24 protein-coding genes and 1 tRNA gene are annotated in these 23,574 nt (G+C 48.2%); 22 read left to right on the top strand and 3 right to left on the bottom strand.

What is annotated here, in order from left to right:
- Positions 1-127 precede the first annotated feature (127 nt).
- Positions 128-1,945 (top strand): aspartate kinase, encoded by a 1,818-nt coding sequence (locus NDA01_RS10470; RefSeq protein WP_190438188.1) that lies wholly within the window; start codon positions 128-130, stop codon positions 1,943-1,945.
- A gap of 63 nt (positions 1,946-2,008) precedes the next feature.
- Here the strand turns inward: NDA01_RS10470 and NDA01_RS10465 are convergent, their stop codons facing one another.
- The gene (locus NDA01_RS10465; RefSeq protein WP_348227891.1) at positions 2,009-2,713 is read right to left on the bottom strand and encodes an ExbD/TolR family protein; all 705 of its coding nucleotides are present in this window, start codon (positions 2,711-2,713) and stop codon (positions 2,009-2,011) included.
- Between the two features lie 27 nt (positions 2,714-2,740).
- The gene (locus NDA01_RS10460; protein ID WP_190555340.1) at positions 2,741-3,457 is read right to left on the bottom strand and encodes a MotA/TolQ/ExbB proton channel family protein; all 717 of its coding nucleotides are present in this window, start codon (positions 3,455-3,457) and stop codon (positions 2,741-2,743) included.
- A 217-nt stretch (positions 3,458-3,674) separates the two neighbouring features.
- Between NDA01_RS10460 and NDA01_RS10455 the strand changes: the two genes are divergently transcribed.
- From NDA01_RS10455 to NDA01_RS10420, 8 genes are all read left to right on the top strand, one after another.
- Positions 3,675-4,004, top strand: a complete 330-nt coding sequence (locus NDA01_RS10455) for a YkvA family protein (protein WP_190438198.1) — start codon at positions 3,675-3,677, stop codon at positions 4,002-4,004.
- Between the two features lie 271 nt (positions 4,005-4,275).
- A complete protein-coding gene (locus NDA01_RS10450; RefSeq protein WP_348227890.1) occupies positions 4,276-6,972 on the top strand; it encodes an ATP-binding protein in 2,697 nt (898 codons plus the stop codon).
- A 176-nt stretch (positions 6,973-7,148) separates the two neighbouring features.
- The gene (locus NDA01_RS10445) at positions 7,149-7,595 is read left to right on the top strand and encodes a response regulator (RefSeq protein ID WP_190562637.1); all 447 of its coding nucleotides are present in this window, start codon (positions 7,149-7,151) and stop codon (positions 7,593-7,595) included.
- Positions 7,596-7,779: 184 nt separating this feature from the next.
- Positions 7,780-8,103 (top strand): thioredoxin, encoded by a 324-nt coding sequence (trxA, locus tag NDA01_RS10440; protein ID WP_348227889.1) that lies wholly within the window; start codon positions 7,780-7,782, stop codon positions 8,101-8,103.
- A gap of 797 nt (positions 8,104-8,900) precedes the next feature.
- On the top strand, positions 8,901-9,632 hold the full coding sequence (locus NDA01_RS10435; RefSeq protein WP_348227888.1) for a hypothetical protein: 732 nt from the start codon (positions 8,901-8,903) through the stop codon (positions 9,630-9,632).
- A gap of 61 nt (positions 9,633-9,693) precedes the next feature.
- Positions 9,694-10,194: a hypothetical protein gene (locus NDA01_RS10430; RefSeq protein ID WP_348227887.1), complete on the top strand. Its 501-nt coding sequence runs from the start codon at positions 9,694-9,696 to the stop codon at positions 10,192-10,194.
- Positions 10,195-10,519: 325 nt separating this feature from the next.
- Positions 10,520-11,113: a hypothetical protein gene (locus tag NDA01_RS10425; protein ID WP_348227886.1), complete on the top strand. Its 594-nt coding sequence runs from the start codon at positions 10,520-10,522 to the stop codon at positions 11,111-11,113.
- Positions 11,114-11,335: 222 nt separating this feature from the next.
- Positions 11,336-11,902 (top strand): hypothetical protein, encoded by a 567-nt coding sequence (locus NDA01_RS10420; protein WP_348227885.1) that lies wholly within the window; start codon positions 11,336-11,338, stop codon positions 11,900-11,902.
- 92 nt (positions 11,903-11,994) lie between these two features.
- Here the strand turns inward: NDA01_RS10420 and NDA01_RS10415 are convergent.
- Positions 11,995-12,067 (bottom strand) — tRNA-His (locus NDA01_RS10415).
- 149 nt (positions 12,068-12,216) lie between these two features.
- Here NDA01_RS10415 and NDA01_RS10410 point away from each other — a divergent pair.
- The 13 genes from NDA01_RS10410 to cpcF all read left to right on the top strand — a co-directional run bounded on the left by NDA01_RS10410 (position 12,217) and on the right by cpcF (position 23,568).
- A complete protein-coding gene (locus NDA01_RS10410; protein ID WP_190438220.1) occupies positions 12,217-12,627 on the top strand; it encodes a DUF4359 domain-containing protein in 411 nt (136 codons plus the stop codon).
- Positions 12,628-12,766: 139 nt separating this feature from the next.
- On the top strand, positions 12,767-14,326 hold the full coding sequence (locus tag NDA01_RS10405) for a GUN4 domain-containing protein (protein WP_348227884.1): 1,560 nt from the start codon (positions 12,767-12,769) through the stop codon (positions 14,324-14,326).
- A 252-nt stretch (positions 14,327-14,578) separates the two neighbouring features.
- Positions 14,579-15,139, top strand: coding sequence for a DNA starvation/stress protection protein DpsA (gene dpsA, locus NDA01_RS10400; protein WP_190555347.1), 561 nt, complete (start codon positions 14,579-14,581; stop codon positions 15,137-15,139).
- Between the two features lie 330 nt (positions 15,140-15,469).
- On the top strand, positions 15,470-16,351 hold the full coding sequence (locus NDA01_RS10395; protein WP_348227883.1) for a sirohydrochlorin chelatase: 882 nt from the start codon (positions 15,470-15,472) through the stop codon (positions 16,349-16,351).
- A 164-nt stretch (positions 16,352-16,515) separates the two neighbouring features.
- Positions 16,516-17,331, top strand: coding sequence for a uroporphyrinogen-III C-methyltransferase (cobA, locus tag NDA01_RS10390; protein ID WP_348227882.1), 816 nt, complete (start codon positions 16,516-16,518; stop codon positions 17,329-17,331).
- Between the two features lie 130 nt (positions 17,332-17,461).
- Entirely contained in the window at positions 17,462-18,427 is a 966-nt protein-coding gene (locus tag NDA01_RS10385; protein WP_348227881.1) for an RluA family pseudouridine synthase, read from the top strand.
- A gap of 566 nt (positions 18,428-18,993) precedes the next feature.
- A complete protein-coding gene (gene cpcB / locus NDA01_RS10380; RefSeq protein ID WP_190438236.1) occupies positions 18,994-19,512 on the top strand; it encodes a C-phycocyanin subunit beta in 519 nt (172 codons plus the stop codon).
- A gap of 83 nt (positions 19,513-19,595) precedes the next feature.
- On the top strand, positions 19,596-20,084 hold the full coding sequence (gene cpcA / locus NDA01_RS10375; RefSeq protein WP_190438238.1) for a C-phycocyanin subunit alpha: 489 nt from the start codon (positions 19,596-19,598) through the stop codon (positions 20,082-20,084).
- 128 nt (positions 20,085-20,212) lie between these two features.
- Positions 20,213-21,085 (top strand): phycobilisome rod-core linker polypeptide, encoded by an 873-nt coding sequence (locus tag NDA01_RS10370; protein WP_348227880.1) that lies wholly within the window; start codon positions 20,213-20,215, stop codon positions 21,083-21,085.
- A gap of 126 nt (positions 21,086-21,211) precedes the next feature.
- A complete protein-coding gene (cpcD, locus tag NDA01_RS10365) occupies positions 21,212-21,445 on the top strand; it encodes a rod-capping linker protein CpcD (RefSeq protein WP_190438242.1) in 234 nt (77 codons plus the stop codon).
- 127 nt (positions 21,446-21,572) lie between these two features.
- On the top strand, positions 21,573-21,908 hold the full coding sequence (gene cpcD / locus NDA01_RS10360; protein WP_190555351.1) for a rod-capping linker protein CpcD: 336 nt from the start codon (positions 21,573-21,575) through the stop codon (positions 21,906-21,908).
- A gap of 50 nt (positions 21,909-21,958) precedes the next feature.
- Positions 21,959-22,813: a C-phycocyanin alpha-cysteine-84 phycocyanobilin lyase subunit CpcE gene (gene cpcE, locus NDA01_RS10355; protein WP_348227879.1), complete on the top strand. Its 855-nt coding sequence runs from the start codon at positions 21,959-21,961 to the stop codon at positions 22,811-22,813.
- Between the two features lie 86 nt (positions 22,814-22,899).
- A complete protein-coding gene (cpcF, locus tag NDA01_RS10350) occupies positions 22,900-23,568 on the top strand; it encodes a C-phycocyanin alpha-cysteine-84 phycocyanobilin lyase subunit CpcF (RefSeq protein WP_348227878.1) in 669 nt (222 codons plus the stop codon).
- Positions 23,569-23,574: the final 6 nt, after the last annotated feature.

Here is a 23,574-nt window from a genome sequence, read left to right as displayed (position 1 = left end):
CTGTTTCGGCCCAGTCCATTCTGATAAGTTTATTAGGTTAATTTAATTATTAGTACCTGCCTGCTCCCTGACAGATTTGACGCTACAACTGTTCACAGCAGAGTGGGAGGGTTGTAGGGGAAGGGTCATGGCGCTGATTGTCCAGAAGTACGGTGGAACGTCTGTTGGTTCGGTAGAACGCATTCAAGCAGTTGCTCAGCGAGTGGTAAAGGCAGTTAAAGCTGGCAACTCCTTGGTGGTGGTGGTTTCAGCAATGGGAAAAACCACCGATGGTTTGGTCAAGTTAGCCCACGAAATTTCGACTCAACCCAATCGGCGGGAGATGGATATGCTGCTCTCGACTGGGGAGCAAGTTTCGATCGCCCTGCTTAGTATGGCGATTCAAGAACTCGGTCAGCCTGCCATTTCCATGACGGGGGCACAAGTGGGCATTGTCACCGAAGCCGAACATAGTCGTGCCCGGATTCTACACATTCAGCCCGATCGCGTCCAACGCCAACTAGAAGCAGGAAAAGTTGTGGTTGTGGCAGGGTTCCAGGGGGTTGCTAGTCGCGAAGAACTAGAAATTACGACCTTGGGTCGGGGTGGTTCCGACACCTCAGCGGTGGCCTTAGCGGCAGCCCTCCGAGCCGATGTCTGCGAAATTTACACCGATGTCCCTGGCATTTTGACCACCGATCCGCGCTTGGTGCCAGACGCGCAACTGATGACTGAAATTACCTGCGACGAAATGTTGGAACTGGCAAGTTTAGGAGCCAAGGTTCTACATCCTCGCGCAGTAGAAATTGCCCGAAATTATGGCGTGCCTTTGGTCGTGCGCTCTAGCTGGACAGAGGAGCCTGGCACCAAAGTTGTTTCACCCACACCGCAACCTCGCCCCCTGGAAAACTTAGAACTGGCTCGTCCCGTGGATGGCGTGGAGTTCGACACCGACCAAGCTAAGGTAGCTTTGCTGCACATTCCCGATCGCCCTGGAGTTGCAGCCCGTTTGTTTGGCGAGATTGCTACCCAAGACCTAGATGTAGACCTGATTATTCAATCTATTCATGAGGGCAACTCCAACGACATCGCCTTCACTGTCACCAAGAACTCTTTAAACCGAGCTGAAGCTGTAGCCGCCGCGATCGTACCCGCTTTGGGCGCACAACTTGGCCTAGGGCCGGATGCTGCCGATGTCATGGTGCAACGCCAAATTGCCAAAGTCAGTATCGCTGGAGCAGGGATGATTGGTCGGCCTGGGGTTGCGGCGCAAATGTTTTCTACCTTGGCCGCCGCAGGCGTCAACATTCAGATGATTTCCACCTCAGAGGTGAAAGTGAGCTGCGTGATCGATGCGGAGGATTGCGATCGCGCCATTGCCGCTCTATGCGAAACCTTTGAAGTTCATAGTTCCTCCGCCAAGCTCACGCCAGCCGTGGAAGTTCATACTCCCGACGAACCCCCAGTGCGGGGTGTGGCTCTAGACCTGAATCAAGCGCGTCTCGCCATCCGACACGTCCCCGATCGCCCTGGCATGGCCGCAAAAATCTTCCAAATCTTGGCTGAGCAAAACATCAGTGTAGACATGATCATCCAGTCTCAGCGCTGTCGAGTGGTCAACGGAGCCAGCACCCGCGATATTGCCTGCACTGTGGCGCAAATTGATGCCGAGGCTGCCCGCGCTGTTCTAGAGAAAGCTGCTCCTGAGCTAGGTTGTGGTGAGATTGTCGTAGACTCTGCGATCGCTAAAGTCAGCATTGTCGGGACTGGCATGGTGGGCAAACCAGGCATCGCCGCCCAGATGTTTGAGGCGCTATCTCAGCACCAAATCAATATCCAAATGATCGCCACCTCCGAGATCAAAGTCAGTTGTGTTGTGGCTCAAGACCAAGGCACGACTGCTCTCCAAGCCATCCACGCCGCTTTCAACCTCTCTGGTAGCCAAAAAATCCAAGTTCCTGCTTAGAGCACCTAACCGCTCAGTCCCCTTCCTTAATAGGGAAGGGGAAGCAAAGATGCTTTGGGCGTTTTACTGGGGAGCCGCTTCAGGTGCGATCGGTTGAGTCAAGGTACCTGTTGAGTTTGGCCCAGCGCCATTCGCTCCAGTACCACTTGGCGCAGCACCATTGGACCCAGCACCATTGGGCACCTGCCCCGGAGTGGGGAATAGCTGCACATTGGGATTAAACGTGGGAGATGGATTAGCTCCTGGCGGCTCTAGATTTAATGGATAGGGTGAGGCACCAGGCAACGGCGCTCCACCGGGAAGTGGAGCAACACCAGGCAAAGTAGGACTGGCAGGGTTTGTCTGATTTCCAGCAGGATTTGGAGTACCAGGTAAGGTCGCTAAAGCCACGCGATCGCCCCCCACCGAGCGCAGCAAATCCAGCACCCGCACCACATCATCATAAATTGCGGTTTTGGGCGCATACAGCACAATCATGCCGTCAGGATTGGTTTGTTGATAGCCCAAAAGTTGCTGATAAAGTACAGCCTCCGTCACCGGATTTTGGTCGATGTAAGTCTGCCCGACCGAATCGATACTGACCACCAACATCTGACGCATTTGGGTAGCAGCAGTACCCGCTTGGGGTAGGTCCACGTTGATAGCTTGCTGTCGCGTCAGTTGCAGAGCTGCCAAGATGAAAAATGTCAGGATACAGAAGATGACATCAATCAGCGGAATAATCTGGATTTGAACTTCTTCGCTGGGAGACTCCAGGTTAATTTTCATGACCTTGTGAAAATAGGGGCAGCAAACTTAATAGTCAGTCAGGTTAGGAGTATCCGTTCTTGTCTCCGCAGTAGAAGGATAGGTGGGAGTCCCACTACCTACCAAAGGCGAAACTCCTTTTCTTTCCAGCCATTGCTGGCGGTGGAGGAGTTCTAAATCGTTACCAGCTTTTCGAAATAGTTTCACTTGATTAAACAGCAGACCTTGAAATAGTCGATAGAATGCCAACGCCAAAATTGCCACAATTAGGCCAGCGGCTGTACTAATCAACGCTTCACCAATACCACTGGTAACCCCTGCTGTAGAAGCAGTACCAATGTCACCAATCCGAATCGATCGTAGCGATTGGATCAAGCCCACGACTGTCCCTAAAAGTCCTAAGAGCGGAGAGAGCGCAATCACTGCTTCCAACGCTTTGTCACCGCGACGCATGGAGGCCAATTCTTCATCAGCAGAGGCTTCCAACGCCAGCTTAAATAACTCTGGGTCAGGGTTTTGTAGTTTTAGAGGCGCGTAGAGAAAACGCCCAACGGGTTGGTCGTCAGCTCTTCTAGCTAAGTCGGCAGCTTTACCCCAATCATGCGGTGCTGCATCCATCACCCGTTCTACTATTTCTTTCTCTTGGGTCAAGATGCGAGACCAAAACCACAAGCGTTCAATAATGGCACTCAGAGCAATGATCGACAAGACCAGCAACGGCCACATTGCGATTCCGCCCTTCTGAAATAGCTCTGCAATATTCACAGTTATTTCCTGCCTCCGTGCATTCCTCAAGCCAGCATTTTCTCTACAGGGTACCTGCAATTGGTGCCAAGAAGTAAAGAGCGATCGCCCGCTGAAATAGTTTCTAGAAAATTAAAAGAGTTTTTAAGTAGAGCTTGCCGACCGGATGCACCAGATATCCACACCAGAAATTCTATGCAAAATTTGCCAAAATCAAGATAACTTCAAAGGCAAGCTTATGAACTTCTCTATTCAATCCGTTTACAACTGGTACCGCGACACCATCCGGAACCCCAAATATCGTTGGTGGATTATTCTCGGCTCGTTGCTGTATTTATTCAGCCCGATTGATATTGCGCCCGATTTTATCCCCGTGATTGGTTGGATTGACGATACCGTCATTCTGACCCTCCTAATCGGTGAAGTCTCCCAGATGCTAACCGCCCGCTTGAAGTCTGCCTCTAAGCCTACTGAGTCAGATGAAGCTTTCGAGTACACCAATAATGCTTCTGCGACTGGTTCTGGTGGTTCCAGCACAGTTGATGTAGATGCTGTTTCCGTTAAATAGTGCTGCATAGTGCCGCTAAATGATGGGGAAGTCGCGATCGCCCCATGCCATCACTAATACTCCTGCATCACTTACAACTGCATAACTTCTATTGCCCCTCCGGATTGGTGCTCGTTGATGACCAGACTAGAGGGGATTTTGCTGTGCTTTTTGGCTTTGGGGCAGATTTATGGCCTTTTTTTGAGATAAAGAGATCTAGCTGGATTTCTGCTAACTCAGCTAATCTTCATTAGCCTAGTAGGTACATTGCTGTTGATAGCTGTGGTTTTAGATGACTTTTCCTAGCCGCTGGGTTCAATTGAATCCTTCTCGTAGCCTTCAAGCTCGATTGGGGTTAGCAACAGGTGGCATTGTGCTGCTGCTATCAATCTTGCTGAGCTGGTTGGTAGGGTATACCACGAGTGTGCAGCTACAAAATACTCAGGGGCAATCTCTGGCCGAGTTGGCTTATCAAATGGCCGACAAGCTTGATCGCGGCATGTTTGAGCGCTACCGCGAGATCCAAATTTTGGCGGCTCTGCCACCCATTCGAGAGGCAACTTATTCGCAACCAGCTCGGCGATCGCTACTAGAAAAGTTGCAATCCACCTTTTCTGACTACGCCTGGATTGCGCTGATCGATCCTCAGGGCAACGTACTTACAAGCACAGGCGGCATTCTCGAAGGGGTTAGTGTTGCTTCGAGGGATGTGTTTCAGCAGGGACGCAACAAAACTTTTGTGGGCGATGTTCACGATGCCGTCATGCTGGCTAAGCTGCTGCCACATCCGAATGGCGAACCTTTAAGATTTCTCGACTTAGCAGCTCCGGTGCTCAGTGAGCAGGGGCAGTTTCAAGGCGTGATTGCAGCGCATCTTAGTTGGGCCTGGGCTGAGGAAGTGAAGAAGTCTTTGCTGGAGCCGCTGGGACAGCATAGCCAAGTCGAAATTTTTGTGCTGAGTACTGACGGCAAAGTCTTACTGGGACCAGATGCTTTGCAAGGCAAAACCCTCACCGTACCGAGTGTGCAGAAGGTGCAAGCGAACCAGAATGACTATCTGCTTGAATCTTGGGCAGGGGAAGGAAAATTTCTAACTGGATTTGCTCGCGCTCAAGGGTATCGAGATTACCCCGGTTTGGACTGGCTCGTGCTAGTGAGGCAAAAAGCAGAGGTAGCGCTAGCCCCTGCTCGCAAACTGCAAAGGCAAATTTTGGGACTGGGGTTAATCTGTGGCGTTGGGTTTGCGCTCCTCAGTTGGCTCAGTGCCAGCCGCATTGTTGATCCGATGTTGGAAATTGCCGCGATCGCCAATCGGATGCGACAAGGAGACCAACGAGTACCAATTCCGCTCTTGGAGGGGCGAGACGAGCTAGCCAAACTATCGCAATCTCTGCGCTACTTGGTTTCAACGCTGAACGGACAACAAGAGGCGTTGTACCAAAGTGAAGAGCAATATCGATTACTCTCAGAAGCGCTGCCACAGTTTGTTTGGCTTCTAGACCCAGAAGGACAAGTTGAATACTGCAATCGCTATTGGTACAACTACACTGGCTTGAGTGAAGCCCAAACTCTAGGCTGCGGCTGGGAAGTAGCGCTACACCCAGAGGATTACGCTCACACAAGACGACAGTGGCGGCAAGCAAGCAAAACAGGCGCTCCCTGCGAGATTGAGTACCGAATGCGCTCAGCCACCGGAGAATATCGCTGGTATCTGGCTTCCCTAGGCCCAGCCCATGACCAAGCAGGACGCATTATCAAATGGGTGGGCACGGCCATTGACATTGAAGCTCGTAAGCGAGTGGAGGTGGAACGAACCGAACTACTGAATCGAGAAAAAACCGCCCGCGAACAAGCAGAAACGGCTAACCAGCTCAAAGACGAGTTTCTGGCGGTGTTGTCCCACGAGTTGCGATCGCCCCTGAACCCAATTTTGGGATGGGCCAAGTTACTACGCACTCGCCAATTTGACCCAGAAACAACGGATCAAGCTCTAGAAACGATTGAACGTAACGCTAAGCTACAAGCCCAACTTGTAGAAGATTTGCTCGATGTCTCTCGGATTCTGCAAGGTAAGTTGAGCTTAAATGTCGCCACCGTGAACCTAGCGACAACCATTCAATCGGCGATCGAAACAGTGCGGTTAGCCGCAACGGCAAAGTCGATTCAGATTCACGCGGAGCTAGATCAATGGGTGGGGTTGGTGGCGGGAGATGCCAACCGACTTCAGCAAGTCGTGTGGAACTTATTATCGAATGCGGTCAAGTTTACGCCTGCTGGCGGCAACGTAGAAGTGCGCTTAGAGGCGATCGCGCCTTATGCCCAGATTCAAGTGATTGATACAGGCCGAGGCATTCGCCCAGAATTTCTACCTCATGTATTCGATCATTTTCGGCAGGCGGACAGTAGCACGACTCGGCAGTTTGGTGGCTTGGGTCTAGGTCTTGCGATCGTGCGTCAAGTCGTTGAGTTGCATGGCGGTACAGTACAAGTAGACAGCCTGGGCGAAGGATTGGGAGCAACTTTCACTGTGCGACTACCCATGATGCAAGCCGCGACCGAAACAGAGCCTCAGCCATTCTTAGTTTCAGAAGAAACGAGCTTAGAGGGCATTAGAGTCCTGGTGGTAGATGACGAGGCCGATATGAGAACCTTAGCCAGCACAGTCCTCAAGCAAGCAGGGGCTGAGGTGAAGCTAGCTGCCTCCGCAAGTGAGGCATTGGCGGTTTTGCGCCAGTCAGGAGCAGATGTGTTGGTGAGTGATATTGGTATGTCCGAAATGGATGGCTATCGGCTGATTCGCCAAGTCAGAACCATTGATCAAGATCTGGAGGAACCCATTCCCGCGATCGCCCTCACCGCTTACGCTGCTGATTCTGACCAAAAACAAGCCCTGTCAGCTGGCTTCCAAAAGCATTTGGCTAAACCTGTGGAACCGGATGAACTCATTCAAGCGATCGCAACCCTGGTAAAACCAAAAACTTCACGGTAACTGGTCGGACAAGTGGATTGAATCACACAGGTCATAAGAGTGATATATATCACTTTCCAACTTCATGGTATTTCCACTCCTTAGGGGCTTCCTGGATAACATCGCAATCCATTAATTTAGCAGGAGTTATTCTCATAGCTCCTAATCAGCGTCAGTAGGGGCTTTTCAGTTCTGCTATGTCCAGATCCGCAGACCAAAAAACAATTGAGCAGCCATTACCGTTAGCAGATTTATGGTTGCTGCTGATAGAAGATGAGCCAGATACTGCTGAGTTGCTAACTTTTGTCCTGGAACAGTATGGGGCTCAAGTCATCACTGTGAAGTCGGGCTACGAAGCGCTCAAAACAATGGAATGCTTTGTTCCCAACGTGCTCATTACTGATATTCGGTTGCCTGATACAGATGGCTGGTCGCTCTTAGCCGAGGTAAGAGCTTTAGGGAACCAAAAAAGGATACAAGCTGTTCCTGCGATCGCCATCACTAATTACAGCACCAAGCTATTAGACCAACAAGTAAACAGCAAAGCGTTAGCTGTCGGGTTTCAGAAGTACTTTTCCAAGCCGCTAGAGTTTAATGAATTTGTGATGGCTGTGGCTGAGTTAGCTCAACGTCAGTCCTACTAGAACCTTAGGCTTACTAATGCGATCGCGTTTCGTCATTGTCTGCCCAAGAACCAAATCACTAAAGCAATCCCCAACCCAATTAAAATTGCCACCAAAATCAGCGTAGACCAAGAAATACCAACCATAGATCAGGTTCGCTTTTCGTAGCGTAACTGTGGGACAATCATATCTTTGCAAGAATCTTATGACTGCTGCGTATATTCAAGGCGAAACTGAGTTCAATACGCTTTTAGAGAGCGAGCCACTGTTGGTAGTAGACTGTACAGCTACTTGGTGCGGTCCTTGTAAACTAGTTGCCCCTTTAGTCGATCAACTGGCAATAGATTATAGCGATCGCGCGAAGGTCTGCAAACTAGATCTTGACTCCAACAAGGACGTGGCTAAGCGGTTTGGCATCCGCAGTATTCCTGCCATCATGATCTTTAAGCAAGGCGAATTAGCAGAAACGCTAGTAGGCGCTAAACCCTATGCAGAGTTCACCAACGCTCTAGATAAATACCTTGCTTAATCTTAAAAGCTTAATCTTAAAAAGATAAGCACTTTTGTGTAACCACAGAAGACGTATTTAGAAGTAGAGGGAAAGCTTAAAACTCTCTACTTCCCTTCATTAAAATGTCACAGAAACTTTTTATTTGAACAGCGATCACTTTACAGGTAGCTAAACATAACTAGATTTTAGCGATCGCCTTGGTGCTTAAATTAGCAGATTGAGGGTGAGGTAAAACTTCTCTGCTTTGCTAAGCCGATATTGATTGAAGTAATTGAAATACTCCTAATTTCAGCTATTGAAGATGGCTAAAAGTACCTTCTGAGTATAGCTTCAAGGGCAATCTTTTAGTATCTCATCAGAGTAATAGACGTACTAATACCAATTCTCCGAATTCTATTTACAGATATTCGTAGGGGCGAACGGCCGTTCGCCTACAGCCAATCATTTGTAGCCTGATTTCCGGAATTGGCATTAAGAGCAGCAGGCTAGAAATAATCAAACCTCATTATTAATGGTTACCTACACTAATTTGACAACTTCATTTTGGCTGATTCTAGAACTGAGTTAAGTCAGGCTGCATCGTTAATCACAGTCACTATCTATGCCTGTAGATAGGCTGCCGCCCATACTATCTATCCCTGCAGATTAGTTAAGTACTTACTGCTTATTGTTAAATTGTCGCTAACAACGCTTGGTTTTAGAAGGTGTAAAAAGTTTTGCTTAAAGCTGTATAAAGCAATATTTTGGGTGCATCTTCTAGGCAGGCGTTAAACGAATTTTATACAGTTTTTGACACCAAAAAGGAAGCAGTTGTAATGGCAGACAATTATCAATCTGTAATTCAGCCTGAGGAGAATATTTCTTCTGTAAGCACCGCACAACCCTACGCTGGCACAACAGAAAGAAGCGCAGATTATAGAGCAGTTGAAGTGCCAAAAGAGCCAGTCACCTATAGCCCTTCCACGGAAGCCAAATCTGTAGATAAAGCAATGAGCCCCGCCTTGTCTAGAGCCTTAGTAGGCGGACTAATTGGTGCCACACTAGGCACATTGGCTGGCGCTCTAGCGGGTAGAAAAACCTCTGAAGGTGTTAATCATGCCATCAAAGGCGTTAGTAATGCTTTTAGGACAATCGGTGAAGGCTTAGGTCAAACTGCGAGAGGCGTAGGAGACGCAGCCAAGAGCGTCGGTGAAGGTGTAACTTATGCTGTGGTTGGTGGTAGTTCCGATGCAGCCAAAGGTATTGTTGAAGGCGCTAAGCAAGCAGGAATGGCGACAGCAAATGTAGTGCAAGCAACAGCCGAAGGCGTTAACGAAACGATCCAACGCGCAGCACATTCCATTGAAGTTTCTAGTGAATCTGCTAAGCAATCAATTACTGATGTAGCAGAGCAAAGTAAAGAGATGGTTAAGGACAACGCAATATCCACAAGTCAAAAGTTTGACAGCATTGAAAGTGGATATGTTAGCCCCATTGACCCAGTATTTGACCCCACTGCTAGTTCAACTGATGCTTTTGATTCCAGCATTAGTTCAACTGGTATTTAGAAGAATTCATCTGAGATCTAATAGTAAACCGTTGTAATGAGCAACCAAGGAGGTGATAACAGTGACTAATAGCGATCAGCTTTTAACTGAAGAGGAAGACAGCACTAGTAGCTTAGTAAAAGTGATGATTGGAGCCTTAATAGGCGCTACAGTAGGCGGCATTGCTGGTGCTTTAACTAATAAGCGTGTAGTCAGTCGAATCAATCAGACCGTTAAAGATGTTGGCGATGCCGCTAAAGATGCGGCTAGAGGGGTCAACGATACGGTTAAAGGAGTTGGCGATGCCGTGCAGTCAGTTGCTATGGGCGTGAATGATACGGTCAGCGATGTTGGAGATGCAGTTAAAGATGCGGCTGAGGGTGTAAACGGTACTGTGAAAGACACATTTTATTCTGTCAAAAGCACGGCAGAAGATGTTAACACCACCGTCAAAAGTACTTTAGACAGTATCAAGCACCAGTCTGAAGACATCATGGAATCTCCCAAAGATAGTATTGATGTGCCAGCTGAGGAAATGCTTTATAAGCTAGTACCCGTTAGCCCAAGTAAACCAGAGTCGTAAGTCTTGAATCTTGCAATTTCTGCCAGATTCCTATTTTGGCTAAAACACTTTTTTGAGCTTTGCGTTTTAATCTGCTTTAAAAAACTGCCTGCTAACACTAAGTTGGTAGGTGGTTTTTGTAAGAAAAAATACGAAGTTGAATCTAAAAACTTATAGGAAATTGTGATTTTATTCAATCCTAGGATTGATGAACATAGATTTTTTAAATGTTCTAAATGTTTAGTAGAGACATAGCAGTATCACATTAATTATTATGGGCTGGTTACAAAAGCTTTTTCTGAAAAAACAACTGCAAGAGCAAGAACAGCCATCTACTGATTCCAGAATGCGAGATTCTAAGATGGTGCAAGTCGTGGCAGAAGAAGTAATTATGGCTGTAGCACACTGGTTAACCGCTGTCGTGAATCGTAGCTTACAGCCTAAGCCTGCTCCTCAACCCAAAGTTGAAGAACAACCTGTGGTCAATAACGCTAGTGAGACAGAGCAATTATTGCTGAAACTTAGCACCCTAGTAGAACGATTGTGTGAACGCGATCAAGCAATGGCAGCTTTAGAAAAGCGGATTAATTCGATCGAGCAATATCTGGGAGAAAAAGGTGCTTTGGGACAGCATATGAAAGACTCTCGTCAGGCGATCGCTGCTCTAGAGAGCCGCCTTGATTGTGTGGAAACTTTGACACAACAAATTACACCTTCTTTAGAAAAGGCAGAACTAAATACCCAGCTAATTACAGTTTTAGAAAATCGCACTAAGTTAGTGGAAAGCTTATTAGTTAGATTTAGAGTGGTGCCCAGATCGGTAGGAGGAAACTCTCAAGCGATCGCTCTATTAAAAAATCGTGTTGAGGCTTTAGAAGCTGCTCAAGATTCAAGTCAAGAAAACAGCCATAAAAACGTACCTGTCGCCAAAGTTTTCTAAAACGTTAAATTCTTAACTTGATGAGTAGAGGTTTCTTAAATTCTAGAGAAGCCTCTATTTTTGTTTGAAAAAAGTTTAGATAAAACCTGAAGTGGAAATAACAGTGTCAAGCCTGAGCGATCGCATTACTTTTAGTCTATAACCCTGCAAAAGCTGACTTATTAGGAGCCTATAATTTAAATTTGGGAATGATAAAAGCGTTGTGTCTTTAGAATCATTCGTATGTTTGATGAACTGTTCAAGAATTTGACAGGCTTGATTGGTTCTAAAGTGCAGGAAGCTGCCAAAGAGCTTGAAAAACGTCTCGCTGTTCCTGAACCCGCAGAACCATTTACCCTCATTTGCCAATTCACGATGGCTGACCCAACCATCACAAAAGGAGGCATTGCGATCGTTGGGGAAAGCTGGAAGGTTGAAGCTTATGACGATAATTCTCTACGCCTAATTGACAACGAGCCTCTACGGAAAGTCATTTTGTTCGAAATCGCCGAACCGACTGACCCAGAATGTGTTCTTGCCTGCCGATTTCAAGCAAAGGCACTACATACCGAAAAAGCAATCACAGTGAAGTTGGGTTTGTGTAAGCAGAGGCAAGTAGGAACAACGGCAAAAGCCTGGTCGAAAAGCGTTTCACCAACTGAAGATTTCCATTCGTTTGAAATTCGCGCTCATTTCAAGCAAGACACTACCCCTGCTAAAGTTCAGGTGATTATCGAATTTGAAAGTAGCGGCATTCTTGAGATTAGGAATATCGAACTCCTGCAAGCTCCCGTGAAATTGCAAGCGTAGTCGTCCTAATTAAAAAAGCACCCCTTTAACTTAAAGCAGGTGCTTTTTAGATCAAATCTATATCAGCTATTTACGTTGGTCGCTGAAATAAGGGCGAACGACGGGACTCGAACCCGCGAGTAGTGGAACCACAATCCACTGCCTTAACCTCTTGGCCACGCTCGCCATTGCGTTTCTAAGTATAGCACCCCTTTGAGAAAATTCTCCAGATCTGGGAGCAAAAAAACTGGATTTGCAATCAGTTAATCTGTAATGGGTAAATCGAGCGATTCACTCAGCACAGATCACGGCAGAGCAATTCTTAGCAGGGTTTTATGAAAGGTGTCAGGACAGCCGCATTGTTAACCGGGTTGGTGGCTCTGCTAGGCGTAGGAGTTGGCTCAGCAGTGACCAATCCGAGTGAAGCGGCTTACAACAAGTATGCGGCTGAGCAGCTAGGCGCATACTTAAAAGATAATATTTGCTCTCAAGCTCCCACTGCCTTCGGCTTGCAAAAGCGCTGTCTCTCCTTAGCCGCCAACAATCGTGGCGAGATGGAGCAACTAATCGCTGAAAATACCCAGCGCCAAGACTATATCTTCTTTAGTACTTACCAAACTGATTTGTCGATCAATTCACTCCTGCCGCCTTATCTCTCGCTTGGTGGCTCTTTTTTGCCCGCTTACCGTTTTGAGACGGTCGGGGCATTTAATACTTTCTATATTCACAAAGCCCAAAGACGGTAGGGCGATCGCGTCAGCTAGCGGGTTGCGTTTAACGCTTGTAGTGCTTAGTGGCTGAAGCAATATTCAAGAATTGTGAGAAATTGTTCTAGCAGCTCAAAAATCCTTTAGGTATAGAACATTACCTAATCCGCGATCGCCCATGAGCTACTGCCTGAATCCGGATTGCCAACGACCGACCAACCCCAGTGCTACTCAGTTTTGTCAGCATTGTGGAGGTCGCCTGTTACTCAGAGAGCGTTATCGGCCCCTCCAACCGTTAGGCCGAGGCGGGTTTGGTAGAACCTTTTTAGCAATAGATGAGGATCTCCCCTTCAAGCCGCTTTGTGTTATTAAGCAACTGCATGTGCCAAGACATACAGGCAGCCACTTCACAAAAGCAGTGGAGCTGTTTCACCGGGAAGCAATGCGCTTGCAAGAGTTAGGGGAATATCCTCAAATTCCCAGATTACTCGCCCATTTTGAGCAAGAAAAACGGCTGTACTTGGTGCAAGCCTGGATTAGTGGGCAGACCTTGGCTCAAGAACTGCACGAGCAAGGCAGATTTAGCGAGGGCAAGATTTGGGAATTGCTGCAAGACTTGCTGCCTGTGTTGCAGTTTATCCATCAGCACCAAGTCATTCATCGAGACATTAAGCCTGCCAATATTATTCGCTACAGCCGGACTCCAACGTTGCCACAGGGAAGCTCAGGCTGGTCTGGTTTATCTGCTTCAGGAATCGATCCAGCAGCTCGATCGCTGGTGGAGTCATTGAGCGATCGCAAATTAGTGTTGATTGATTTTGGCGTGGCAAAATCTCTAGCTAGCCCTACGCCTTGCACTGGCACGATTATTGGCAGCCCAGAGTATATGCCACCGGAGCAAATCAAAGGTAAGGTTGTGCCTGCCAGCGATCTTTACAGTTTGGGAGTCACCTGCATTCATCTGCTGACCCAAGTACCTGCGTTAGATATGTTCGACATTGCCAACAACCACTGGGCGTGGCGCGATTTTTTGCTCAAGGGAACCAAAATTAGCGATCGCTTGGGGCAGATTCTAGACAAACTTCTCCAAGAGGCTATCAGCCAGCGCTATCAGTCAGTGGATGAAGTGTTGCAAGCTATCAATGCCAGTCAAATCACGAGTCAGCTTACCTCGGTTCAGGCTCGGGCTCTGCATCTATCGCCACTCACCTCGGCCTCAGCGCGATCCTCTGCGGTTACTCCAGCTCATTGCCCTGGTCAGTTAAGCTCAGCCATCGGAGTGGACTATACAAAGTTGCGAGATTTATTAGCCGCAGCCCATTGGAAAGAAGCTGACCAAGAGACTTGGGCTGTGCTTTGTCAAGCATTAGGTAAGCCGTTGGGTCGCTATTTGCTGCCCGGTGACCTGAGCAAATTGCCCTGTGAAGACTTGCAGTCGATCGATGGCTTGTGGATGAAACACAGCCAGAGGCGGTTTGGTTGGACGGTGCAAGTCCAGGTCTATCAAAGTGTCGGTGGAGATTACGGCAGCTTTTGCCAACGAGTGTGCTGGCCTCTGCACAACTCCACTTCTAGCTATAGCAGCCTCAAATTCAACCGTTCCGCGCCGATCGGCCATTTACCTTCACGAGTTTGGGTAGGAGGCTCCTACTGGTGGCGACATATGGAAGCGATCGCGACAAAATTAACTGAATGTAGCCCGCATCCTGTGAAGAAAACTGGAGTAAACCCAGCTTGAGATCCACCAGGAAAGTTGTAGAGATTATAAAATTCCAAATTTTATTTATGTGAATCAATCTCACTTAATTGAAGCTGAAGGTCTACGAAAATAAGGGCGATCGCGATCTGAGTAAAGTTTTCTCCAGCAGAATTCCTAAGTGTATTGACAATCATTCCTAATAGAAATAAATCTCTGTGTTGACTATCAGAATCAGCATGGTAAATTGGGCTTATTCACAGTCTTGAAGACAGTGACACGGGAGGGGAAACAATGTCTGAAACTCAAAACTTATTACGTTCTGTTGACCAGGTTTACGATAATCCAATTTTGCTGGAGCGGAGTGTAACTGTTCCTGTCTGTGAAGGGCTAAATATTGCCCTCGCAAGTTTCCAGGCGCTCTATCTGCAATATCAAAAGCACCATTTTGTTGTTGAAGGTGCAGAATTTTATTCCCTACACGAATTTTTCTCGGAAGGTTACGAAGCTGTCCAAGGCCATGCTCATGATGTGGGCGAACGCTTAGATGGTTTGGGTGGTGTGCCAGTGGCTAGCTTTACGAAGCTGGCAGAGTTGTGCTGCTTTACTCCAGAGCCGGATGGGGTTTTCTCTTGCCGTCAAATGGTAGAGAACGACTTGCAAGCGGAGCAAGCCCTAATCAAGCTATTACGTCGTCAAGCAGGTCAAGCTGAAAGCCTAGGCGATCGCGCTACCCGCTACCTCTATGAGCAAATCCTGCTGAAGACGGAAGACCGAGCGTTCCACTTGGCTCACTTCTTGACTCACGACAGCCTAACTTTGGCCTTTGTTCAGGCAGCTAATTCGAGTAATTAAAGGTTTTGCCAAAAGGTTGTAAACCCAATTACACTCTTCGCTAAACTTCGCTGAGGTGCCATTAGGCACCTTTCTTTTTGGCCAGAAGTTCTAAATCTAAAAAAGTTGTAACTTTGACTAGAATTTTGCATTTTAGCTTGTTGTTTTCTTCAGCTCATCCATTTCAGTCACAACCCTAAGAAATTAGGCTGCGCTAAATTGTTTTACTCGCCGTTCTATTTGAGTGGTAGAAATTGCAGATTTGTGAGATAAACAGCGACTATTTATACAAAGTATTGAGATTGTAAAGATACAATTTACAAAGAAGACCTCTATCTTTTCGGCGCACTCTTGAACTTACCCTCTGCCTATTTATTGGTGTTTCATGGTAGCCGTGATCCTCGGCCTGCGATCGCGGTGGAACAGTTAGCGCTATTGGTCAGCAAAGAGATTCAACAGCGCTATCACTTATGGGATGAGGGCCAAGATGTGGCACCGCGCTTAAGTTATGTTGGTAGCCCTTACTCAGCAGAAGGCTGGCTCACACCGACTGTTGCTTCAACTCCAGCAACTATTTGTAATCCACGATTGCCTTTAGTTGGAACTGCTTGCCTAGAGCTAGGCCCTCAGCCTCTACATCAACAAATTCAACAATTTGGCGATCGCATTTTGGCCTTAAAGCGGCAGCAAGTGCTTCAGATTGAATCTTCACTCATGCAATTAGTTCCCCTATTTTTGTTGCCTGGGGTGCATGTGATGGAAGACATTCCTACCGAAGTGGAATTGGCTCAAACCGCTTTAGATTCACACCTTAATTTACAGATTTGCCCTTACCTGGGCACGCACCCGAACTTGGTGCAACTCTTAGCAAATCAGATGGCTGCGGCTAGCGTGGATGCTTGGATTTTGCTGTCGCATGGGAGTCGCCGCCCTGAGGCAAATGCGCCCATTGAGGCGATCGCCACGCAACTGAAAGCTGTGCCAGCTTATTGGTCAGTTCCACCCAATCTGGAATCCACTGTGGCTGACTTGATGCAGATGGGACATCACCGAGTTGGCATCCTGCCTTACTTCTTGTTCGCTGGGGGAATCACAGATGCGATCGCTCAGTTAGTGACTCGGCTGTCTTGGCAATTTCCAGAGATAGAACTCACGTTGGCCGAGCCAATAGGAACCAGCCCAGCTTTAGCCTCCCTGGTTTTAGACCTTGCCTTGAGTGCTGTCCCCAGCTAGCGATCGCCCTATGCAACTTGCTAGCAAATAGCAGGTCAAAATTGGGTATTTTTTGTATCAAATCTTTCAGTTTTGTGAAACCAACTCTCTTAGGCTGAAACATTGCCAATTCAGTTGGTGCACGATTTTCGGTTCCTCCTCTCCCCGCTTGCCTCAAAACTTCTATGACTGCTGAAGCTAACCTTGCGCCTGCTCTGACTCGAACCTGCCTCGGTAAAGTGTATCTAGTTGGGGCAGGGCCAGGAGACCCCGGATTGCTGACGGTAAAAGGCAAGACCTTGCTGGAGTGCGCCGATGTCGTCATCTACGATGCGTTGGTTAGTCCGCAGATTTTGGACTTGATTAATCCCCGCGCTGAGAAAATCAATGCAGGCAAGCGGCGAGGGCGGCACTCCTTAGTTCAGGAAGAAACTACGCAATTACTCATTGAGAAAGCTCAAACTCAAGCTGTGATCGTGCGTTTGAAGGGAGGCGACCCGTTTGTGTTCGGGCGTGGCGGTGAGGAAATGGAAGACTTAATCCAGGCAGGAGTGCCAGTAGAAGTGGTGCCAGGGGTAACCTCTGGAATTGCTGCGCCTGCCTATGCCGGAATTCCCCTCACCCATCGATCGCATAGTTCTTCTGTCACCTTTGTCACAGGTCACGAATCCGCTGGTAAGTACCGTCCAGAGGTAAATTGGGCTGCGCTCGCCCACGGCTCAGAAACAATCGTGGTCTATATGGGCATTCACAACTTGCCCCATATCTTGAGTGAGCTGCAATCCGCTGGGCTAGGGCCAGAAACTCCAATCGCCTTAATCCGCTGGGGCACTCGTCCCGACCAAGAAGAGCTGATTGGCACCTTCAGCACCATCGTGGCCCAGATGGAATCCGCTGAGTTTAGTGCTCCGGCGATCGCGGTGATTGGCTCGGTCGTTAATTTACATGGGCTGCTTTCTGGTTCTCGACCTTCGGAGTTGGGGGTAAGGCGTGGGCTGTAATGAGTAATGAGTGAGAAGTGAGAACTTATTCCTCGTTCTAGTAAATAGCAACTGCAAATAGTCTTGGAGCAGCTGCACAACCGACAATGGAAGAAGCGCATCCATGATTCGGTTTTGAGGGCTGGTTACTTTGGCTTCAGAAGTTAATTTACAGGTTGAACAGGCTGGGGAACGGCTCGATCGCTGGCTATCGGAGCAACTGCCTGACTTGTCTCGTTCTCGGTTGCAAAAACTGATTGAGCAAGGCCAAGTGCAGGTGAATGGTCAAGTTTGCACCTCCAAGAAAGCCACGGTGCAGATGGGCGATCGCGTACAGGTTGAGATTCCTGAGGCACAACCGCTGGAGTTGCAACCTGAAGCCATCCCCCTTGATATTCTCTATGAAGACGACCATCTGCTGATTGTGAATAAGCCTGCTGGGCTAGTGGTCCATCCCGCACCGGGGCATGAATCAGGCACGCTGGTACACGCGTTGCTGGCTCACTGTCAAACTTTGTCTGGATTAAATACTCTGCCTGGAATTGGCGGCGTGCAGCGACCAGGAATTGTCCATCGTCTCGATAAAGACACCAGTGGGGCGATCGCGATCGCTAAAACTGACCAAGCCCATCACCATTTACAAGCCCAACTAAAAGCAAAAACGGCTCGCCGGGAATATCTAGCTGTGGTTTACGGTTCCCCCAACGCCGAAAGTGGCACCATTGACCTGCCCATCGGTCGGCATCCGGTAGACCGTAAAAAAATGGCGATCGTTGCGGAAGCAAAGGGAGGACGCCGAGCTGTGACCCATTGGCGAGTATTGGAGCGCTTGGGGAACTACACGCTGATGCACTTTCAGCTAGAAACTGGCCGCACTCATCAAATTCGGGTCCACAGTGGCCATATAGGTCATCCCATCGTCGGAGATCCGGTTTATAGTTCCCAGCGCCCTATCGGTGTAAACCTGCCAGGTCAAGCACTACATGCTTGGAAACTCCGATTGCAGCACCCTGTCTCAAATGACTGGATCGAAGCGACAGCCCCTCCTCCGCCCGTTTTTAAGACGCTCTTAGAAGTCTTAAAGAAACGAATTGCTTTACCAAACTTAAAGATTTAGTCGAAAATTTGCGTTACACATATCTACACAAGAGCCGAGTTTGCGAGAAACAACTCGAAATTTAGATCCTTTGCTATATCTGGTTTTGAGGTTTTATTAAGAATCTATAAAACTACTAATTAGCAGTAACTAAGTATAAATACCCTGCAAAAATGTAACGAAATGTTTTGAATTTTCTGGTTAATGGTCGGCTGAAGCCTTTGATTGATAAGGATTTGAATTAATCGTTCGCATAGATTCGCTGGTTTTAATAACTTGTAATAAATAAAGCCTTTACCGCGGTGTATAAAAATAACCTGAAGGGTATAAACAACAGGCAAAAGTTGACCAAAGCGCCGAGTTATTGAGTTTTGAGTTCTCTCATACAAATATGAAATTTTCTCAGATTTCTTAAATTGCCTTTACTTTTACCGTCGGTAACGAGTTAGAGGGTGGGAGAGCTAAATAGTTTTGGTTGATGTCTGTTGCAACCTTTCTGGGCTACCTGAGCAGCTTCAAGTGGCTGAACTAACATCCCAGCTCTGAATCCAGATTCAAACTCAAGTCAAAATTAGGAGAAAAAGTCCATGTTAGATGCATTCGCCAAGGTTGTTTCTCAGGCTGATGCTAAGGGTGAATTCCTCAGCACCTCTCAGCTCGATGCTTTGACCAACATGGTTAAAGAAGGCAACAAGCGCCTGGATGTTGTTAACCGCATCACTGGCAACGCTTCCACCATCGTTGCTAATGCAGCTCGCGCTTTGTTCGAAGAACAGCCTCAGTTGATCCAACCCGGCGGTAACGCATACACCAACCGTCGGATGGCTGCTTGCCTCCGCGACATGGAAATCATCTTGCGTTATGTAACCTACGCAACCATCGCTGGTGATTCCAGTGTTCTTGACGATCGCTGCTTGAATGGCCTCCGCGAGACCTACCAAGCTCTAGGTGTACCTGGTGGTTCTGTGGCTTCTGGCGTTCAAAAAATGAAAGATGCTGCGATCGCAGTTGCTAACGACCCCAACGGTATCACCAAGGGCGATTGCAGTGCGTTGGTCTCCGAACTCGCTAGCTACTTCGACCGCGCTGCTGCTGCAGTTGGCTAATTAAGCCTCTGTTTCAACCAAGTCACGGAATACGTTTCTACAAAAACTTTGCAGAACAGGATATTTAGGGAGATACCGTAACTATGAAGACCCCCATTACCGAAGCGATCGCCGCAGCAGATACTCAAGGCCGTTTCCTCAGCAACGCTGAGATGCACCAAGTTTATGGTCGCTATGAGCGTGCCGCTGCTGCTATGGAAGCTGCTCGTGCTTTGACCAGCAATGCTCAAAAGTTGGTTGATGGTGCAGCTAATGCTGTTTACCAGAAATTCCCTTACACCACTCAGCAAGCTGGCAACAACATGGCTTCTGATGCTCGTGGTAAGTCCAAGTGTGCTCGTGACATCGGTTACTACGTGCGCATCATCACTTACAGCTTGGTAGCTGGTGGCACAGGTCCTTTGGATGAGTACCTCCTCGCTGGTCTAGATGAAATGCACCGGACCTTCGACCTCTCCAACAGCTGGTACGTTGAAGCTCTGAAGCACATCAAAGCTAACCACGGTATCACCGGACAAGCTGCTGTAGAAGCTAACGCTTACATCGACTACGCGATCAACGCTCTAAGCTAATTGAACGCATGGCCCGGAAAGATATGCAAGTGCTGGCGAGTGTTAGCAGTTGTTTATCTTCCCGGGCATTGTTTTTCTCAATTTGAATATAAGAATCTTCGAAAATCTTTTGTGTTGGGAGGGCATGCATGAGCGGTTTAGCAGCGTCCAATTTGGCGGCAGCAGGGAAGCTCGGTGTTTCTGCTTTTGATGCGACCAGAGTAGAATTACGTCCAGACTGGTCAGAAGATGATCTCCGGGCCGTAATCCGGGTTGCCTATCGCCAAGTTTTAGGCAATGACTACGTGATGAAGTCTGAGCGCCTCAGTAATAGCGAGTCTCAACTCCGTCAAGGCAACATCACGGTGCGGGAGTTTGTCCGGGCGATCGCGAAGTCCGACCTTTATAAAAACAAATTTCTTTTTCCTAATTCCAATACGCGCTTTATTGAACTGAATTACAAGCACTTGCTCGGTCGTGCTCCCTATTCAGAAGACGAAATCAATTTCCACCTTAACCTTTACAACGAAAAAGGTTACGACGCTGAAATCGACTCTTACATCGACAGCGCTGAATACGAAGATAACTTTGGCAACAACGTAGTTCCTTACTACCGTGGCTTTTCGGTTGATCCTGGTGTTAGAACCACGGGCTTTACCCGCATGTTCCGCCTTTATCGGGGTTATGCCAATAGCGATCGCGCTCAAGTTGCAGGTAAAGCTCCTCACGTGTTCCGCGAGTTGGCTCAGAACCGCGCTTCTAGCATCGTGAAGCCTACGGGTGAAGGTAGCCGTAGCTTCCATAGCAGCGTTGGTGATGACACTCCCAACAAGGCATTGGGTGGCTCTTGGGGCGAAGGCGGACGGATTTATCGTCTAGAGGTGATAGGAATTCGCAATCCTGGATATCCCAAAGTTCGTCGCAGCAGTGTTGCTTATCTCATTCCCTACGAGCAGATGCTCCCGAAGATGCAGCAGATTCATCGCATGGGCGGCACAATTGTCAGCGTTACGCCTGCTTAAGGCTGCTGATCGCATCTTACTGAATTAAGTCTTTAAGAAAAGACGGTAATGGCAGGCATCAATTTAATGAGCTTGCCATTACTGCCTGCAATCATCTAGTTCAACTTCATAGGAGCTATTGTAACGATGTTTGGTCAAACTGCTTTAGGAAAAGCTTCTTTAAGCGATTCCGCTAGCCGCATGTTTCGCTTCGAAGTTCAAGGCTTGCGTCAAAACGAAGAAGCTGACAAGCTCAACTACTCGATTCGTCGCAGCGGTAGCACCTATGTAACTGTGCCCTACGGTCGCATGAATGAAGAAATGCAGCGGATTAGCCGTTTGGGCGGCAAGATTGTCAACATCACCTCAGTCTCTGCTTAGTTAGTGTCTATGGCATTAGGGAGTGAAGCTTTTTGCTCCCATTCGATTCACACTGGTTCGATTCACACTGGGTTGATTTCGTCCCAGAGCTAATCCTCTAAGTTTTGATGAGGGAGTTGTTGCAATTATGTTTGGTCAAAGTTCCTTAGGAAGCAATACCTCGGTGGACGATTCTGCTAGCCGCATGTTTCGGGTTGAAGTGCGGGGTTTGCGTCAAACCTATCGTTCTAATAAGCTCAGCTATCCGATTCGCCGTAGTGGCAGCACTTACGTGACTGTGCCTTACGGTCGCATGAGCGAAGAGATGCAGCGAATTAATCGTTTGGGCGGCAAAATTGTCAGCATTCAGCCTTTGACTGCTGATCATCCTCAAGCAAAAGCAGAGGCGACAGCAGCGCATCAGAATATTGAGGCGACCGCAGAAGCTGATAACGTGACAGCCGCACCCGTTGCTAAAGGTTAACTTGGGTGCCATTGTCTGTTCCCTGTTCCTGTGCTGAACCTGTTAGATTCATGTCCGAAACCAGCCTACAGCAGTCTTTTGAATCTGAGTCACAACCCACTGAGTCTTCTGGCGGCGAAGCTTTAACTGTTGAGCAAGCGATCGCTAACTTAACTCATGAGGACTTGAGTCTCCGTTATTATGCTGCTTGGTGGCTGGGAAAGTTTGCCAAAAGCGAACCTGGAGTAGTGGAAGCTCTGATTGCCGCCCTAGAGGATGAAGCCGATCGCACTGAGCTAGGAGGCTATCCACTGCGGCGAAATGCGGTTCGGGCATTGGGGAAACTGGCGGACGACCGGGCCGTACCAGGATTGTTAGGTTGTCTAGACTGCCCTGACTATTATGTCCGCGAGGCTGCGGCTCAGTCTTTAGGCATGTTGGGCGATCGCACCTGCATTCCGGTTTTGATGTCTTGGCTAGAAGGCGGTGTGGCAGCGGTGCAGCTATTTCCAGGGCGACCTCACCTGACGCAACCTGCTGAGGCAGCAATGGAAACCTTAGAAGCCTTAAAAGTAACAGAGGCGGTGCCGCTGATCAAACCCTTCTTAGAGCATTCGCTGGATCGAGTACGGCATGGAGCGGCAAGAGCTTTATATGTGCTCACTCAGGATCCAGTTTATGGAGAACGGTTGGTTCAAGAGTTAGGCAATAGCGATCTGAAAATGCGTCGCATGATTTTGCTAGATATTGGCGCGAGTGGTTATTTGTCAGGAGCCGAAGCGATCGCCCAAGCTTCTGTCGAAAATAGCTTTAAAGTAATGGCCCTCAAAAGCTTGCTAGAAAACCATCTTAAGCAGCAGCCAGAGGCTGTCTTGGTTTCACCGTCTACTGAGCGAGTCATGAATTTGCTGGACTCATTGCTGTAGGCGGTTACGGATTTTGAGGTCATCAGCACTTAGTTCATTGATCTCCCTCACAATCCATTGCCCATCTTCTTGAACTTGATACAGCCATGACCCATTCTGCTTGTGCTTCTGATCTGATTTTTGCTATCGAACAAGCGGCTACTCCCGCTAGTTTAGTGGCGGCAGTTCAAGCTTTGGCAGAAGCTCGTCTAGAGGCAGGCATTCCCACTCTTATTTCAGCGCTGGGCTACAACAATCCCGAAGCGGCAGTGATTGCGGTAGCAGGGTTGGTTGAGTTAGGAACGGTAGCAGTTCAACCTTTAATTGAGCGGTTAGATGATTACAATTATGGTGCTAGGGCTTACTCGTTTCGAGCTTTAGCCGCGATCGCAGACCCTCAAGCTTTAGACGTTCTCATTAATGCCGCAGAAACTGACTTTGCTCCGAGTGTACGTCGAGCAGCGACTAAGGGAATTGGGCAACTTCACTGGTTTCAACTTCCAGATGAACAACGCCAAGCAGCTCAAGAGCGAGCATTGCAGTCACTGTTGGCTTTAGCCCAGCATCCAGATTGGGACATTCGTTATGCAGCGGTAGTGGGTCTCCAAGCTTTAGCCTCCTCCGGAGAGGCAACTGAAGTGGAGCTGGCTGCACGAATCTTAGCCCAGTTCAATCACATTGCTCAAACCGATGCCGACTTAGCTGTGCGTGCTAGAGCTGAAATGGCTCAGCAACAGCTAAACGCATTGAGCAATCAGTTGGCAGCGATCGGCTAGCGATCG

This window comes from Trichocoleus desertorum AS-A10 (genome assembly GCF_039962155.1).
Taxonomy (GTDB): domain Bacteria; phylum Cyanobacteriota; class Cyanobacteriia; order FACHB-46; family FACHB-46; genus Trichocoleus.
The sequence above is the reverse complement of the archived record's forward strand: the minus strand, read 5'-3'. Positions and strand labels throughout refer to the sequence as shown.